The organism is Legionella bononiensis, assembly GCF_016786215.1.
GTDB classification, from domain to species: Bacteria; Pseudomonadota; Gammaproteobacteria; order Legionellales; family Legionellaceae; genus Legionella; species Legionella bononiensis.
In genome coordinates this window covers 56,168-72,676 of sequence record NZ_JADOBG010000007.1, presented here as the reverse complement: position 1 = coordinate 72,676, position 16,509 = coordinate 56,168, and the positions used below count along the sequence as shown (strand labels likewise).

Sequence of the window (16,509 nt, the reverse complement as noted above, 5' to 3'; positions counted from 1 at the left end):
TCCCGGTATTTTGCAGCATTACATACAGATTATTTATGAGGAATAGATATATTTCAAATAAGTTAATAAAATAAAATTTCTACACATGCTAAATAACTTAATTAAAATGAGTATCAATTACCAATAATACCTCATTCATAATGTGCTGTTTTGGTGCTCTGTGTCATTACGTTACTTTTAAACTGCAAGGGTATTTTGAATCAACTCACATATATTCATTAGAGTACGTTCTTACTGGGAAAAACATTCAGTTAAGCTCTGTACGGTGTGTACAGAGCTTAACTGGATTGTTGATCTCCCTGCTTGATGAATGGACAAAATCTCGCACATTGGCCATTCATTCATCAGCTGGATTTTTTGGAGCTTTTAGTCCTTACTACACTTAACTGATAATCCCCCAATTACTTCTTTTTCTTTTTGGGTAAATAAAGATCGGTAATTGTTCCTTCAAAAGCCTCAGCTGATTGAGCAATAGTTTCAGACAACGTGGGATGAGGATGAATTGTCAATGCAATATCCTCAACATCGCAACACATTTCGATGGCTAATGCTGTTTCTGCAATGAGATCACCCGCATTGACACCTACTATGCCAGCACCTAGAATACGGTTTGTTTCAGGGCAGAACAATAGTTTGGTCATTCCTTCTTCACGTCCCATGCTTAATGCCCGGCCACTTGCAGCCCAGGGAAATGTAGCTTTTTCGTAGTTAGTACCTTTTTCTTTTGCTTCTTTTTCAGTTAAACCAACCCAGGCCAGTTCGGGATCAGTGTAAGCAACACTGGCAATGCATTTAGGTTCAAAATAATGTTTTTTACCGGCAATGACTTCAGCTGCTACTTTACCTTCTGGAATTGCTTTATGAGCCAACATCGGTTGACCAACAACATCACCAATGGCAAAAATATGAGGAACATTAGTTCTCAGTTGATTATCCACTTTAATAAATCCACGTTCATCAACGTGTACACCTGCTTTTTCAGCATTGATCGTACCACCATTAGGTTTTCGTCCAACGGAAACCAGAACTTGTTGGAAGCATAACGGTTTATCTGTTGCATGCTCCCCTTCCATAGAAACATAAATACCGTCCTTTTTGGCTTCAACAGCGGTAACTTTGGTTTTGAGCAGGAATTTTACTCCTTTTTTAATCATTCTCTTTTGTAATACATTAACCAAATCAGAATCAGCGCCAGGTATTAGCTGATCCATAAATTCAACAACGGTGACATCAACACCAAGTGAAGAATAAACAGTTGCCATTTCCAATCCAATAATACCGCCGCCTAAAACCAACAGGTTACCTTTGATATCAGCAAGCTCTAAAGCGCCGGTTGAACTGAATATACGTTTATCTTCTGGGATAAAGGGTAAATTAATTGATTCAGAACCGACTGCAATAATGGCATTTTCGAAATCAACCTCAACTGGACCATCTTGAGTCTCAACAGTAACTTGATGAGTTCCTGAGAATTTACCCACGCCGGTCAGTATTTCAACTTTACGTTGTTTGGAGAGGGCTTTTAAACCACCTGTTAATTTTGAAACAACAGAGTTTTTCCAGGCAACTAATTTTTTGTTATCCAGTTTGGGTTTTCCAAAATCAACGCCCTGCTCTGCCATTTCATGGGCTTCGTCGACTACTTTTGCAATATGTAGAAGTGCTTTTGAAGGGATACAACCCACATTGAGACACACACCGCCTAGTGAGTCAAATCGCTCAACCAGTACTACTTTTTTCCCCAGATCCGCTGCTCTAAAAGCGGCTGTATATCCGCCTGGTCCACTGCCTAAAACCACGACATCAGTTTTAATTTTGTTAGCCATCATTAATGCCTCATATTGTAAATTATAGTTAAATTATCTCATAAATTCAGAGGAGAACTCTTCTAATATCAGATAAATTATCACATATATAGCGAGTAAATCGTGCAGCTTCAGCACCATCAATTACTCTATGATCGTAAGATAAAGACAGAGGCAGCATTAATCTAGGCTTGAATTCTCCTTTATCATAAATCGGTTTAAATGAAGAACGCGATAATCCCAAAATCGCGACTTCCGGGCTATTTACTATGGGGGTAAATGAAGTACCACCAATACCTCCAAGGCTGGATATTGTAAAGCAGCCCCCAGACATATCAGCTGGCATCAGTCCTTTATCTCGCGCTTTGCTGCTTAATCGAGCCATTTCAAGAGCAATATCACTTACTGTCAGTTGATCTACATTTTTAATAACCGGTACTACTAAGCCATTAGTAGTCTCGACAGCAATTCCTATATTGCAATATTTTTTATAAATTAATTGTTCACCGGTAGCATCTAACGATGAATTAAATTGAGGGTACGCATGTAAGGCCCTGCTTACTACTTTGCAAACAAATGCTAATATGGTCAGCTTGTAACCTGGTTCTTTGATACGTTCTGATTCTGATTTTCTAAATTCTTCCAAATCAGTGATGTCTGCTTCATCAAACTGGGTAACATGCGGAATAGTTATCCAGGAACGGTGTACATTGGCACCAGTTAATCGTTTAATTTTATTCAGTGGCTTGGATTCTATGTCACCGAATTTGCTAAAGTCAATTATTGGGCTTGCTGGTACATTAAAAGTACTTGATGCCGGCTGTTCACTTAAGCGAGTCTTGATATAATTTTGTATGTCTTCTTTGGTAATGCGGGTTTTTCGTCCGCTACCTTTCACCAGGTGTAAATTAACTCCTAACTCCCTCGCCATACGTCGTACTGCAGGACCTGCTGATAGGATATCTGACAGTTCATTGGGTTCTGAAGCAGGTGTAATTTCTGGACGTGAATCTGCTGCTGGAGTCGATTGAACCTGCTGTTCTTTAGCTTGTTCAGGTGCTTTAACGGGCAGTTCTTGTTCTTCCATGGCTCCGGCCGTAGTAGACTCCATGACTAATATAGGTGTGCCCTGTGCTACTTTGTCACCTAAATTAATTTTGATTTCTTTAATTATCCCGGAATAAGGAGATGGTATATCCATAGTCGCCTTATCCCCTTCAAGCGTAATCAAAGCCTGATCTTTCTCAACTGTCATTCCTGGTTTTACCAGAATATCAATTACATCTACGTCGGTCGCACCACCTATGTCAGGAATGGTTACTTCGACGGTTCTATTAGTGTTACTGGTTATCGGTTTAGTTTCTTGAACCGTTTCATGGGATTTATTAATTTGAGGAGTCTCTGTTAACGTCTCATTTTTTGGGATGGCAGCAACCTGTTCGGTTGATGCCACAAGGATTACATCCCCTTCGGAAACTTTATCCCCAACTTTTAATGTGATCCGGCTGATAATTCCTGCTACAGGAGAAGGAATTTCCATGCTCGCTTTATCTGATTCAAGAGTAATCAGCGGAGTATCAACACTTATTTGATCTCCAACCTTAACCAAAATCTCGATAACATCAACCTGAGTTGCACCGCCAATATCAGGTATTTTAATTTCTATTTCATTTGCCATATCTATCCTCAGCATTCAGTTAAACTGTAGCAATACCTTTGTACTCAGTTAGTTTAACTAATGGGTAACTGGATCTAATTTATCTGGATTAATAGAGTAACGGTTTATCGCATCTACAACTTTAGATTTATCTATAGAACCTTCAGCAACCAAAGCATTTAATGCTGCCAGAACTATATATTTTGCATCTACTTCGAAGAAATGTCGTAAGCGTTCACGAGTATCACTTCTTCCATAACCGTCTGTTCCTAATGTAACGTACCGATTGGGTACATAAGGACGAATCTGATCAGCGTAAATGCGCATATAATCAGTTGCAGCAATTACTGGGCCTTTACGGTCTTTAAGCTGGGAAGCAACATACGACTCCTGTGCTTTAGCTTCTGGATGCATCGCATTATGCCGTTCTTTGGCTAAGCCATCACGACGAAGCTCATTAAAGCTTGTTACGCTCCAAATATCCGAAGTGATTGAGTAATCGTTTTCGAGCATTTCAGCTGCTTTAATCACTTCACGTAAAATGGTACCAGAACCCATCAATTGAACATGAGTTTTAGATTTCTTCTTGCTCTCTTTAAATACATACATTCCTCGAACTATGCCTTCTTCGACACCTTTGGGCATATCGGGTTGTAAATAGTTTTCGTTCATTACAGTGATGTAATAAAACACGTTATCACCCTTTTCATACATACGGTATAATCCGTTCTGGATGATAACGGCCAGTTCATAGGCAAATGTAGGATCATAGGAGACGCAATTAGGTATTGTCGAAGCATAAAGATGACTATGACCATCCTGATGTTGTAATCCTTCTCCAGCCAATGTAGTTCGTCCTGCTGTACCGCCAAGTAAGAAACCGCGTGCCTGGATGTCACCTGCCGCCCATGCTAAATCGCCGATACGTTGGAAACCAAACATGGAATAATAGATATAAAACGGAATCATCGTGAGTTTATTCGAGCTGTATGAAGTAGCGGCTGCAATCCATGAACAAAATGCTCCGGCTTCATTAATACCTTCTTCAAGAATCTGTCCATCGCGCGCTTCTTTGTAATACATCACCTGCTCACGATCAACTGGGGTATATAATTGACCAACAGGAGAATATATTCCTATTTGGCGGAATAAGCCTTCCATACCGAATGTTCGGCATTCATCAGGAACAATGGGCACAACTCTGGAACTTAAATCCTTATTTTTCAGTAGTATTGATAAAATACGTACAAAAGCCATTGTTGTTGATATTTCTCTGTCACCCATACCATGAGTAACCGAGGCAAATTCATCTAAAGGTGGAATTGGTAACGTTGGAACCTCTGTAGAACGGTGAGGTAGATATCCGCCTAAAGCTTCTCTTTGCTTTTTGATGTATTTGATTTCAGGGCTATCGTCATCAGGCCTGTAAAAAGGCACTTCTGCAATTTTATCGTCACTGATGGGTATACTAAAACGATCTCTAAAAGCCTTTAATTGTTCCAAAGTCATTTTCTTTTGTTGGTGAGTAATATTCAGACCTTCACCCGCAGCACCCATTCCATAGCCTTTAATGGTTTTAGCCAAAATAACTGTAGGAGTTCCTTTATGTTCAACCGCCTGTGCATAAGCAGCATAAACTTTTTGAGGATCATGGCCACCACGATTTAGACGCCAAATCTCATCATCACTCAGATTGTCAACCATTTTCTTTAATTCGGGATATTGATTAAAGAAATGTTGTCTGACATAAGAACCGTCATTTGCTTTATAAGATTGATAGTCTCCATCAAGGCATTCTTCCATCCTTTTTTGCATCCAGCCTTCCTTATCGCGGGCAAATAATGGATCCCAACGACCACCCCAGATAACCTTAATCACATTCCAGCCGGCACCTCTGAACAGTCCTTCAAGCTCCTGTATTATTTTTCCGTTACCTCGAACTGGACCATCAAGTCTTTGTAAATTACAATTTACTACAAATATAAGGTTGTCCAGCTTTTCTCTGGCAGCAATACTTAATGCGCCTACAGATTCTGGTTCATCCATTTCTCCATCGCCCAGGAATGCCCAGACTTTACGACCCTCTGCTTTAATTAATCCTCTATTTTCAAGATATTTTAAAAAGCGAGCCTGATAAATTGCTTGTAAGGGGCCAAGTCCCATTGATACAGTCGGAAATTGCCAAAAATCGTGCATAAGCCAAGGATGAGGATAAGAAGATAACCCATCAACTTCAACCTCCTGTCTGAATTTTTGAAGTTTTGACTCAGAAAGTCGTCCCTCAAGAAAAGCTCTCGCATAAATTCCTGGTGAAGAATGACCTTGAATATAGAGCAGATCGCCACCATTCTCTCCATTAGGGCCTTTAAAGAAATAGTTGAATCCTGTTTCATATAAAGTGGAAGAAGAAGCATAAGACGCAATATGCCCTCCTAGTTCAGGAGCGTATTTTCCAGCTCGTAAAACCATTGCAACAGCATTCCAGCGAAGCAATGCATTAATACGCTTACCAATACCTTCATCAGGAGGCATTTGTTTCTCTTCATGAGGTTTAATGGTATTTCTATAAGGAGTATTAATAGAACTGGTTAATTTAACTCCTTCTGCATTCGCTTTATTCAAGAGTTGTTGTAAAAGAAATGCAGCACGCTCACTACCATCATTGGCAAAAACAGATTGCAGGGCATCCAGCCATTCACGTGTTTCAATTGGATCCAAATCAAAATTAGTTTCATTTGCCATGAAAAAGTTCCCCGACTTTCAAAATTTTATGTACAGTATGGTACAGCTTGTAATCGTTTTTGTATTACACCAGTGCAACCTTGTTTGCAGGTTAAGTAGTCTGATGTACAGTTACACGTTACTTTGCGGCATTGTAGTGGATCACGGTAAGAATTCAACCCACGTGATACATATCCCCCTTCAACTTGTTTGTCATGCACATAGCTCAGGTAATCTATAGCCGTCTCATCTGATGCTATTAACGAGCATCTTGGGCAGTTATTGGAACACTGTTGCTTGCATGAATCGGAACGCTGCTCACATAATTGCATGCATTGGCTAAGTTCCTTGGACTTTCCAATGCCAGGTTGTTGTGTAGCACAACCCGAAAGTACTAGAAGTACTGTGCAAAAAAAGAAGCGTAAAAAGTAGTTCATAGTTTAGTCCTACAATAAGTTATGGTGAATTACCTCTTTAGAGCCATGCAACTAATGTAAATAACGCAATGAAAACCACCAATACGATAGCCGCATGTTCTACAAGGGCTTCAGCATTGGGGAACGGTATATCATCTGTTTCATTAATTCGAACGGCCTGTAAACCACATTCACTTAATAGCTGGTTATTGGAATCCGGGTTGTTAAGAACATATTGCATAAATGTTGCAAAACCCCGTTGAAAATTACCTACTAATAAAAAGAGTAACGCAGTAATACGTGCAGGTACCCACTCAAGGATTTCAGTGACCTGTTTTGCCTGCTGGCTTACTTCATCATAGTTTTTGCATAATGTGAATAATCTATAAATCAGAACAGCAATAGGTCCAGCTAGTATATACCAGAAAATTACAGCAAATAACTGACTGTTTACCAAGGCAAAATAATCACTGACAAATTCACTGTGGTCATTTTTTGAATCAGTTTCTGAAAGAGGATAAAAAGCATTCTGAGGACCAAGGCAATAGAAAAAAATCAGAGTACTTAAAAGTAATCCTGTAAAACCAAAAAAAAGGTTATGAAAAATCAGATAAATAATTGAAGTGATTAAAGTAATAGGCAGTATTAATGCAGCTAAATACATCCATGGGTTCTTATTATGAGACCGTTTCTCAACTGCATTGGTTATAACTAAAAAATAATCTCCAAACCATGAAAACCGTTGATAGGATAGCGAATGGATCAAAAAGCGTTCACTAAGCAAGCACAATACTACAACCAGTAATTTCATAATATTAATCCTTACGCATTTTCTCTGACAGGGCTATGGGTGTTGGGTATTTCAATACTACAAGGTACGATGAAACTATAAAAGTTAAAATAGTCGTTGCCTGTATTAAATTGGAAGCGACATCTGAAATGAGTTTAGTACTTAAAGCAATACTTGCAACAAGCAATGAAAACTCACTTCCCTGTCCAAGTCGGAAACCTACTTCTTTGGCAACTTGTTTTTTCTCGCCTGCTCTGAGCAGCAGGATATAAAATAATAATGGTTTAATAATGAGGATTAGTGCTGCAAGAATTACTGCCGGAATAACTACTTGCGCGGCATAACTGAAATTAAAGGTTGCACCAATTGTAAAGAAAAACATAACCAGGAAAAAATCCCTTAAAGGTTTCAAGCTTTCTGCAATAAATAGAGATATGGGACTTGCTGCTAAAGCTACACCGGCTACGAAAGCACCTATATCTTCTGAAAGCCCTAATTTTTGTGCCAGAACAGATAATCCGAGACACCAGCCTATCGACAGTAGAAAGACATATTCCTGTGTTCTATCGAAACGTGCGAGCAGTTTTATTAATATGTACCGTTCGAAAGCAAAAGCAAATAAACATAATGCCGGAAGTGCGATAAGGACCAGTACTAAATCATCTATCGATAACCCACCGCCCTGATGAGCCCCATTAATCAAGATTAATATGATGATCGCAATGACGTCCTGCATTAACAAGACACTTATCATTACTTCACCCGTGTGTTGATGATGCAAGATGGTTGTTGGCAGTAATTTTAAGCCAATAATAGTACTTGAGAACATCATTGATGCACCAAGAACCCATGATTCTGTAACTGTAAGTCCAAACCATCTACCTATGCCATAGGCCATACCGGCAAAGAGAACAGAGCTTACTATCGCTATCCAGGTCACTTTCTTTAACATGTGTACCAGATTTTGTGGTTGCAAATGAAGACCAAGTAAAAAAAGCAGGAACACAATTCCTATATCGCCAATTTGTTGTACGGTAGTTACATCGGATACCAGTCTTAAGCCCCAGGGACCAAAGACGGCACCTAATAATATATAAGCAACCAGTAAGGATTGCTTGGTGTACAAAACAAGAGTAGAAAAGAATGCAGCCCCAGCAAATATTAAAAATATTGTATAAAATACAGAGCCATCATGCATTGGTAGTGTGCCTCATAAGTAAATTGGATAATGATAATTAGATCTTCATGCAATTTTATCCATTAATCCATGAATTAGCTATTAATTATTCTGTTTCTGGACTTAAATTATTAATATTTAAAAAATATAGCTGCATTCAGTTTGTTTTCAAGATTCCAGTCAACAAATTAATTGTCGTGATTTAATGTTTAATATTCAATCTGAGAATTGCACCTACAGATTAATTGTTTCGGATCCGGATTGTACACCCGGATCACTGAATTACTATATTAATACCGAAAAGGAACCTGTGACCCCATTTTGGGCCAATTTTGCTTTGAGGTTATCCGACATGGCTTTATTACCAAAAGGACCTACGCGTACCACATAGTGTTGCTGATAATGCTCAATAAACACTGGTGATGGTGTAATATGAACCAATTTTTCTTTAAGTCTTTTTGCAAGTGCTTCAGATGAAAATGCGCCCGCTTGAAGATAATAATGTGCAACACCAGCAGGCCCTTTCAATGTTTCAATTTCAACATTCGCGGTGCCTTTGGGAAATACACCCAACTTCAGAGCTGCAGCATAAGACAGATCAATGACTCGATCTGCGTGAAAAGGACCTCTATCGTTTACTTTAACTACAGCAGAACGACCATTATCCAGATTTTTTACTTTGACATAAGTGGGTAATGGAAGCGTTTTATGAGCTGCAGTCATTACGTACATATTATATGGCTCTCCACTAGAGGTTCGTTGTTTGTGAAATTTGGTACCATACCACGATGCAACACCTCTTGTTTTATATCCACTCGAACTTTTCATTACCTTGTATGCCCTTCCATCAACATAATATTCGGAGGGATTTCCATATCGGCTTAAAGGTTCATTGGTAGGTACAGGTTCTTTAAAACTGAGTTTTTTTTGTTTGGAGGGAGCTCCATCCTGTTGAATGGTATATCGATTATTTTTATTTTTATATCGGTCATAAACTGAACCTTTCTGGTATTGGCGAGAATGATTTGAATTGTTCTTTCCAGAAGGTGTCGATGATGAATCGGGTGAGTTAGTAGTTTGACAACTTGAAAGTAAAACAGTTAAAACTATCAGTATTTTTCGCATGTTCTCTTAATTTATAATTATTATTTTTTTCTAATATACCTAAATTTACAGAGATTTCGTAGTTTTGTATTTAATTAATTTGGAATATTGGAAATTCACTGAAAATAATATCAATATTTTCATCATGCTATTTGGATGCCTGCAAAAGGCTGTGTTAAGATAACTGCATTTTGCAACTACATCAGGTAACAACATGACTAAAGCCACGTCTTTTTTATTGACGACCCTGTTTTTTATTACATTATTTGTTCAATCCAGCAATTCGGTTGCCGAGGACTCTTTACCCACAGATCTTGTGAAACCCTCGCCCACTATATCCAATAAACCACTAGTAACTCCTGCTGCCCCTGTTTTAAACGCGAAAGCATATATTCTAATTGATGTGAATAGTGGAAAAATTATTGCTGAAAAAAACAGTGATGAACGTTTACCTCCTGCAAGCCTGACTAAAATGATGACTTTGTATGTAGTTTCTAATGCGCTGCATCATGAACAAATTCATTTAAATGATAGTGTACGGGTGAGTCGTGATGCATGGAAAATTGGCGGTTCACGCATGTTTATTAAAGAAGGTCAACAGGTTTCAGTTGAAGAATTGTTAAAAGGTATTATTGTTGATTCAGGAAATGATGCCTGTGTCGCAATGGCCGAACACATTGGTGGTACTGAAGGTGCATTTACTGAAATAATGAATCAACAGGCTCAAAATCTGGGAATGAAGAACAGTCACTTTACTGACAGTACCGGGCTTCCTGACCCCAATTTATATACTACAGCAAAAGATTTAGCTATTTTGGGTCGAGCGCTGATCTCTGACTTTCCTCAATATTATGGATGGTATAAACAAAAATGGTTTACATATAATGGTATTCGTCAACCGAATAGAAATCGATTGTTATGGCGCGATAACCAGGTAGATGGAATAAAAACTGGTCATACTAATGAAGCTGGGTTTTGTCTTGTTTCATCAGCAAAACGTGACAACATGCGTTTACTGGCAGTTGTACTAGGTGAGCCAAACGATTCATCACGTGCTGATGATAGTGAAAAATTACTCAATTATGGATTTAGATTTTTTGAAACCCATCAACTCTATAAATCGGGTCAATCCATAACGGAGCTTCCTCTTTATAAAGGTTCAGTAGATAAAGTTACTGTTGGTTTGACTGACGATCAGTTTATTACGATACCTGCAGGTCAATACCAAAGACTTAATATTTCAACCAAAATACCTGCCTATTTGCAAGCTCCTGTTAAAAAAGGGGATAAAGTTGGGGATTTGGTAGTTCAATTTGATAATAACATCATTTCTACTCGACCTCTTTACGCACTTCAAACCATTGATACCGGCGGTTTTTACACACGTACTAAGGATTCAATTCGCTTGGCCTTCAAACGATGGTTTGGCTCTTAGGGTCATCGATATATGAATATCGCATATGTTAACGGAGAATACTGTAAATTGTCGGAAGCCAAAATTTCAATCTTTGATCGAGGTTTTCTTTTTGGGGATGCAGTCTATGAAGTATTACCCGTTTATCATGGCCAACCCTATTTTGTAGAGCGACATATAGAGCGTCTCAATTCTAATTTACAAAAAATTAAAATTGAGACGCCAGATATCGATTGGAATAAACTAATCCATAAGCTTATTTCTGCAAATGATGCTGGTGATTTACAGGTATACATTCAGGTTACTCGAGGTAATCAAGGCGCTCGTAAGCACGATATTCCATCTGAAATTAAACCTTCCGTTATTGCATTTACGCTACATACTTCCTACCCGACTCAACAGGAAAAAGAACGAGGACTAAATGCAAAATTGATAGAAGACATACGCTGGGATCGCTGTGATATTAAGACAACCTCGCTGCTCGCCAATATATTACTGAATGATGAAGCTGTATCTTCAGGTTTTAACACGTCAATTCTGGTACGGGATGGACTTGTTACTGAAGGAAGTACATCCAATGTATTTATTGTTACTAATGAGAATGTAATTAAAACTCCTAAATTAACTCATTTTTGTTTACCGGGAGTCACTCGACAAGTAGCTATTGAGTTAATAAATGACTTAAACTTGAATTTTATTGAAGATAATATTGAGGCTTCTGAATTATTTAATGCAAAAGAACTCTGGATCAGCAGTACTACCAAAGAAATTTTTCCAATCACTAGACTTAATGATTCGCTCATTAATCAAGGTCATGTTGGAGATTATTGGCGTATAATAAATGAATCATATCAACGATTAATAAATTAAATTATGACTAAAAAATCAATTATAGAATTTCCATGTGATTTCCCCATTAAAATTATCGGTGCTAATTCCGAGGTTTTTCTGGAAGAAATCAGAATGATAGTCAATCAGCACTTTCCTGATTTTAATCATGATAATTTGACTCATAAATTAAGTGAAAAGAGCAGCTATTTGGCAATCACTGTAACTGTATGTGCCCTAAACCAGGAAATGCTCGATTCATTTTATCAGGATCTTACCAAACATCCTGATGTGAAAATGGTTTTATGATGAATATTCACAGCTTAGGCATACAAGATTACGATGAAGTTTGGCATCGAATGAAAGAGTTCACTATTAACAGGGATGAACACAGTCCTGATGAACTCTGGTTGTTACAACATTTTCCTGTTTATACCCAAGGACAGGCCGGCAAACCAGAACATATTCTTAATTCCAATGCTATTAAAATTGTACAATCAGATCGTGGTGGACAGGTAACTTATCACGGTCCTGGGCAGTTAGTAGCTTATGTCATGATGGATATACGAAGACGGAACCTGGGAATAAGAACCCTGGTTTCTCAGCTGGAACAGGTTCTAATAACTACCTTGGCTCATTATTCAATATCAGGCACTACTCAATGTGGAGCGCCCGGTGTTTACGTTTCTGATAAAAAAATAGCTTCTATTGGTTTAAGAGTAAAAAACGGTTGCACATACCACGGAATTGCCTTAAACATTGATATGGACTTAACACCATTTTCAGGAATTAATCCCTGTGGTTATGCAAAAATGGAAATGACGCAAATGAGTTATTTTTATCCGGAAATTCAACTCGAAGAAGTAAGTCAGCGTTTTGAACAAAGTTTTATTAATCAATTTTGCCAATGAGATACTATGAATTTGTTTGCTGATTATGTTCATCCACTTACCAGCTGGTTGCAGGCAAATCCTCATTGGTCTTTATTTATAACGTTTATTATTGCCTTAACTGAATCATTAGCAATAATAGGAAGTATAGTCCCAGGTTCAGTTACCATGACTGCGATTGGCATACTTGCTGGTTCCGGGATTATGCGCATCGATCTTACTCTGATTGCCGCAACTTTAGGCGCAGTCTGTGGTGATAGTTTGAGTTACTTTTTAGGTTATTTTTACAGCGATCAACTTCTTGAAGTCTGGCCCTTTAAAAAATACCCTAATTTACTTAAATATGGTAAAGATTTCTTTTCAAAACATGGTGGCAAAAGTGTTTTGATTGGTCGTTTTGTTGGACCTTTGAGATCCATTATTCCTGTTATAGCTGGAATAATGCATATGAAACAATGGCGATTTTTGATTGCGAATGTATTATCCGCAATTGGATGGTCTTTTTTATATGTTATGCCAGGAGTTTTAATTGGCACAGCAGGACATGAACTATCTACTGAAGGGGCTACACGCTTATTTCTTCTAATTTTGGTTATCCTGGCTGGAGTTTGGTTCGCCAGTGTTTTTATAAAATCAGCCTTTCTCAAAATTAATTTATTTTTAAAAAAGAATTTACATGATTTTTGGCTCCATTCAAAAAATAATTCAAAATTATTCAGAGTATTTAATGCTATAACTCCTGAAGAAGAAAAAGATCATTATTCTACCGCAGGATTATTGTTGTTAACGGCGTTTTTTTTATTGTTTTTTTTAGTCTTACTCATATTAGGTATGACGACACAATGGCTCCAAGCCATTGATATTCCAATACATCTGTTCACTCAAAGTTTACATACATCCTTATTGGAGTCCGTATTTATTATTTGTGCGCAATTAACCAGTACACTCACTTTAACAGGATTATTTCTGGTTTGCTGTATATGGGCGTTCTGTCATCGCAATTATAAAATAATAGCCTATTTAAGCAGCGTCTTATTTTTTAGTGTGGTGATTATTGTTTTATTATCTTATGTCCATAACACCCCAAGACCACAGGGGTTGCTGATCACTATGTCAGGTTCTTCATTTCCGGTAACGAATCTCGTTCTCGCCACAGCATTGTATGGATTTATTTTATTTTACATCAACAACAACCATTCACTACTGACCAACACATTCAGAACCATTATATTAATATTTCTCGGATTAAGCGGTTTTGCGGTAATTTATTTAGGAGACTATTGGCTTACAGATGTAGTCGCAGCTTATCTGCTCGGTATTATCGTATGTTTAATTCATTGGATTATCTATCGAAAATCAAATTATATAGCCTCGAGAAAAGGAGAGTCTGTAGAAAAAATATTAACGGTACTGGTTACCATCATAGTTTTCACCGCCGTTTCAACCAACATGAATTATAAGATTCTCGTCCATAATCATGCTCCTTATCATAAAGAGTATACATTGACAGAGAGTGCATGGTGGAACCAATTAAATCCTGTTTTACCTTTATACAGATTAAACCGGATAGGTCACAGAATTAGTCTGTTAAATCTACAATATTACGGTAATCTGGATTTGTTGGTAGCCAGTTTGGAACAGCATGGATGGAAGTCTCATACTGAGTCCTTCTTTACAAAACTACTTTTAAGAATGAACAAATCAAATGAAACAATCAAGCTACCTTTACTAGCCCAGTTATTCGAAAACAAACGCCCGGCACTGCTGATGACTTATCAGGATAATAAATCAAAGTTGATTCTGGAGTTGACTTTATGGGAGTCAAATTACTTTATCAATAATTTTGAGCATCCTATATGGATAGGCACAGTTCATCAAAACATCCATATTAAGGAAAAGCAAAAGAACAATCACAATGCTTTAAATCAACTGATAAACCCCATTCCTTTTATACTTCCTGCATTAAATCAATTTACCCTGCGACGAATAGAAGTACCTCATGACATGATTAGACCCAGCTCCTATCCAACCACTCCCTACATACTGTTAATTAGAAATCCTAGCTCTTCGAATTGAATATGGCTTCTTGTGTAGAATTCGATTTATTCCATTTATTCTTCAGTTTTGTGAAAAAGGATAAATGATGGATGGGATTAGTTGTTTGTGCCTATTTAAATGAAGCAGAGCAGAATATGCTACTAGCTATGAAATTAAATTACTGATATAAATATAGAACTTTTATAAAATAACCATCGTATAACAAGGGAATGGATCAATGTACAACTTAGCTAAAGTTATTCACTCTCTTTTTCCATTAATGGCTTTAGTACTTTTAATTATTGGAATCAAAAGAAAAGCAATCTATTATGTTATTTCTGCATTATGGTTAAGTCTTATCGCATTAGTAATTCATTTCCAAAGTTCTGGCGGAGAAATTCTAGGCACTTATTTTAATTATGTGAATGCTGCAATCTATTCTGCCAATTTAATCATCCTTTTTGTTTCCTTAGTTAAGGTAATTGATCATTTAAGCAGCGATAGCTCCCTGTTCCGATACGTTAGTACGCTTATTCAATCAGTTATTGTTATTGGAAGCCTCCTGCTCATAACGAATCTTTGGATTAATGCTTATTTTATTGAAAATAGAATGACAGGTACTCCTGTCATGCAGGTTGCTTTGCTACAAAAGCCTGAGTATTGTTCCTATAGATACATATTTTATAAGGTTGCAGCTGATGGTTCAGTGCTTTATCTATGTCCTAATCATTATGGATTAGTACCTTCCATAGGACGTTTGGAAATAAGTCCTGATTTTATTACGACACAATTATCTGTACCGAGTAAAAAGCAAATGTTATTGTTACAAAAAAAAAGAGTAGAAACGAATTAGAGAATTAATTTTGCAAATTGTTCTTAAGATTATTATTTGATACTATGCCTATAATTTACGAATCCAGTACTTACATGAGACGTTTGATTTTTATAGTTTTTATATTCCTATCCCTAAGCGCCTATTCAATGGCGCCAAAGTTGAATTGGGATGAAGCTATAGATCATGCAATAAAACGTTATGGATTGAGAGCAGAACCCCAGTTGATTTCATTTTTTTCCAAAGCGGGAGTTAGCTATCCTCCACGCGAGATAGCATTGCTTGCATTCAAATCTGAACGTAAGGTAGAGCTGTGGGCAAAAAATCCAAATCAGGACTGGACACACATACATAACTATCCTTTAACTGGATTTAGTGGTCGTTTAGGTCCTAAATTGCGCGAAAATGATAAGCAAATTCCTGAAGGCGTTTATAAACTGGTTAATTTCAACCCATTCAGCAGCATGCATTTATCTATGATGATTAATTATCCTAATAGTTTTGATCGTGAAAAGGGATATTTGGATGGTCGCAGGGAATTAGGGAATAATATTTTTATCCATGGACGTAATTTATCCGTAGGCTGTCTGGCAATAGGTGATCTGGCTATTGATCAGTTGTTTATATTGGCCAGACGTGTTGGATTAAATAATATACAACTCATTATCGCTCCAAACGATTTGCGCCATCAAAAACCATCAACTTCTACATTTGCTCAACCAAGATGGTTGCCTGAACTCTATAAACAGATATCTGAATCGTTAAAGCCTTTTAACAAACCTAAATATACTGTTTGAGTTTAAAAATCACAATTTATTTGATTTAAGTATATACTTAT

The 16,509-nt window shown here is 37.4% G+C and carries 14 protein-coding genes; 7 read left to right on the top strand and 7 right to left on the bottom strand.

Annotation, left to right across the window (positions count from 1 at the left end):
* Positions 1 to 401: 401 nt before the first annotated feature.
* The 7 genes from lpdA to IZU94_RS04605 form a co-directional block, all read right to left on the bottom strand.
* Positions 402 to 1,826, bottom strand: a complete 1,425-nt coding sequence (lpdA, locus tag IZU94_RS04635) for a dihydrolipoyl dehydrogenase (RefSeq protein ID WP_203108607.1) — start codon at positions 1,824 to 1,826, stop codon at positions 402 to 404.
* A gap of 46 nt (positions 1,827 to 1,872) precedes the next feature.
* Positions 1,873 to 3,483 carry a dihydrolipoyllysine-residue acetyltransferase gene (aceF, locus tag IZU94_RS04630; protein ID WP_203108481.1) on the bottom strand — a complete coding sequence of 537 codons (1,611 nt, stop codon included), beginning with the start codon at positions 3,481 to 3,483 and terminating at the stop codon, positions 1,873 to 1,875.
* A gap of 57 nt (positions 3,484 to 3,540) precedes the next feature.
* Positions 3,541 to 6,204: a pyruvate dehydrogenase (acetyl-transferring), homodimeric type gene (gene aceE, locus IZU94_RS04625; protein ID WP_203108479.1), complete on the bottom strand. Its 2,664-nt coding sequence runs from the start codon at positions 6,202 to 6,204 to the stop codon at positions 3,541 to 3,543.
* A 26-nt stretch (positions 6,205 to 6,230) separates the two neighbouring features.
* Positions 6,231 to 6,620 (bottom strand): acyltransferase, encoded by a 390-nt coding sequence (locus tag IZU94_RS04620; protein WP_203108477.1) that lies wholly within the window; start codon positions 6,618 to 6,620, stop codon positions 6,231 to 6,233.
* Positions 6,621 to 6,657: 37 nt separating this feature from the next.
* Positions 6,658 to 7,410 carry a regulatory signaling modulator protein AmpE gene (ampE, locus tag IZU94_RS04615; RefSeq protein WP_203108475.1) on the bottom strand — a complete coding sequence of 251 codons (753 nt, stop codon included), beginning with the start codon at positions 7,408 to 7,410 and terminating at the stop codon, positions 6,658 to 6,660.
* Positions 7,411 to 7,414: 4 nt separating this feature from the next.
* The gene (locus tag IZU94_RS04610; RefSeq protein ID WP_203108473.1) at positions 7,415 to 8,587 is read right to left on the bottom strand and encodes a cation:proton antiporter; all 1,173 of its coding nucleotides are present in this window, start codon (positions 8,585 to 8,587) and stop codon (positions 7,415 to 7,417) included.
* Positions 8,588 to 8,851: 264 nt separating this feature from the next.
* Complete coding sequence (locus tag IZU94_RS04605; RefSeq protein ID WP_203108471.1) at positions 8,852 to 9,691, bottom strand: septal ring lytic transglycosylase RlpA family protein; 840 nt, start codon at positions 9,689 to 9,691, stop codon at positions 8,852 to 8,854.
* 193 nt (positions 9,692 to 9,884) lie between these two features.
* Here IZU94_RS04605 and IZU94_RS04600 point away from each other — a divergent pair, with 193 nt between their 5' ends.
* From IZU94_RS04600 to IZU94_RS04570, 7 genes are all read left to right on the top strand, one after another.
* Positions 9,885 to 11,105: a D-alanyl-D-alanine carboxypeptidase family protein gene (locus IZU94_RS04600; protein ID WP_203108469.1), complete on the top strand. Its 1,221-nt coding sequence runs from the start codon at positions 9,885 to 9,887 to the stop codon at positions 11,103 to 11,105.
* A 12-nt stretch (positions 11,106 to 11,117) separates the two neighbouring features.
* Positions 11,118 to 11,954: a D-amino acid aminotransferase gene (locus tag IZU94_RS04595; RefSeq protein ID WP_203108467.1), complete on the top strand. Its 837-nt coding sequence runs from the start codon at positions 11,118 to 11,120 to the stop codon at positions 11,952 to 11,954.
* Between the two features lie 3 nt (positions 11,955 to 11,957).
* A complete protein-coding gene (locus tag IZU94_RS04590) occupies positions 11,958 to 12,221 on the top strand; it encodes an HP0495 family protein (RefSeq protein WP_203108465.1) in 264 nt (87 codons plus the stop codon).
* Positions 12,221 to 12,823: a lipoyl(octanoyl) transferase LipB gene (gene lipB, locus IZU94_RS04585; protein WP_203108605.1), complete on the top strand. Its 603-nt coding sequence runs from the start codon at positions 12,221 to 12,223 to the stop codon at positions 12,821 to 12,823. The genes IZU94_RS04590 and lipB overlap by 1 nt, the downstream gene beginning before the upstream one ends.
* 6 nt (positions 12,824 to 12,829) lie before the next feature.
* On the top strand, positions 12,830 to 14,878 hold the full coding sequence (locus tag IZU94_RS04580; RefSeq protein ID WP_203108463.1) for a VTT domain-containing protein: 2,049 nt from the start codon (positions 12,830 to 12,832) through the stop codon (positions 14,876 to 14,878).
* 199 nt (positions 14,879 to 15,077) lie between these two features.
* Positions 15,078 to 15,692, top strand: a complete 615-nt coding sequence (locus IZU94_RS04575; RefSeq protein WP_203108461.1) for a type I secretion system protein LssZ — start codon at positions 15,078 to 15,080, stop codon at positions 15,690 to 15,692.
* A gap of 44 nt (positions 15,693 to 15,736) precedes the next feature.
* Positions 15,737 to 16,468, top strand: coding sequence for a L,D-transpeptidase family protein (locus tag IZU94_RS04570; RefSeq protein ID WP_238400680.1), 732 nt, complete (start codon positions 15,737 to 15,739; stop codon positions 16,466 to 16,468).
* Positions 16,469 to 16,509: the final 41 nt, after the last annotated feature.

Excerpts from the sequence above, each read along its gene's own strand:
- IZU94_RS04605 (WP_203108471.1), bottom strand. The coding sequence starts at position 9,691 with ATGCGAAAAATACTGATAGTTTTAACTGTTTTACTTTCAAGTTGTCAA.
- IZU94_RS04620 (WP_203108477.1), bottom strand. The coding sequence starts at position 6,620 with ATGAACTACTTTTTACGCTTCTTTTTTTGCACAGTACTTCTAGTACTT.
- IZU94_RS04600 (WP_203108469.1), top strand. The coding sequence starts at position 9,885 with ATGACTAAAGCCACGTCTTTTTTATTGACGACCCTGTTTTTTATTACA.
- ampE (WP_203108475.1), bottom strand. The coding sequence starts at position 7,410 with ATGAAATTACTGGTTGTAGTATTGTGCTTGCTTAGTGAACGCTTTTTG.
- IZU94_RS04580 (WP_203108463.1), top strand. The coding sequence starts at position 12,830 with ATGAATTTGTTTGCTGATTATGTTCATCCACTTACCAGCTGGTTGCAG.
- IZU94_RS04590 (WP_203108465.1), top strand. The coding sequence starts at position 11,958 with ATGACTAAAAAATCAATTATAGAATTTCCATGTGATTTCCCCATTAAA.
- lpdA (WP_203108607.1), bottom strand. The coding sequence starts at position 1,826 with ATGGCTAACAAAATTAAAACTGATGTCGTGGTTTTAGGCAGTGGACCA.
- aceF (WP_203108481.1), bottom strand. The coding sequence starts at position 3,483 with ATGGCAAATGAAATAGAAATTAAAATACCTGATATTGGCGGTGCAACT.
- IZU94_RS04595 (WP_203108467.1), top strand. The coding sequence starts at position 11,118 with ATGAATATCGCATATGTTAACGGAGAATACTGTAAATTGTCGGAAGCC.
- IZU94_RS04575 (WP_203108461.1), top strand. The coding sequence starts at position 15,078 with ATGTACAACTTAGCTAAAGTTATTCACTCTCTTTTTCCATTAATGGCT.
- IZU94_RS04610 (WP_203108473.1), bottom strand. The coding sequence starts at position 8,587 with ATGCATGATGGCTCTGTATTTTATACAATATTTTTAATATTTGCTGGG.
- IZU94_RS04570 (WP_238400680.1), top strand. The coding sequence starts at position 15,737 with ATGCCTATAATTTACGAATCCAGTACTTACATGAGACGTTTGATTTTT.
- lipB (WP_203108605.1), top strand. The coding sequence starts at position 12,221 with ATGAATATTCACAGCTTAGGCATACAAGATTACGATGAAGTTTGGCAT.
- aceE (WP_203108479.1), bottom strand. The coding sequence starts at position 6,204 with ATGGCAAATGAAACTAATTTTGATTTGGATCCAATTGAAACACGTGAA.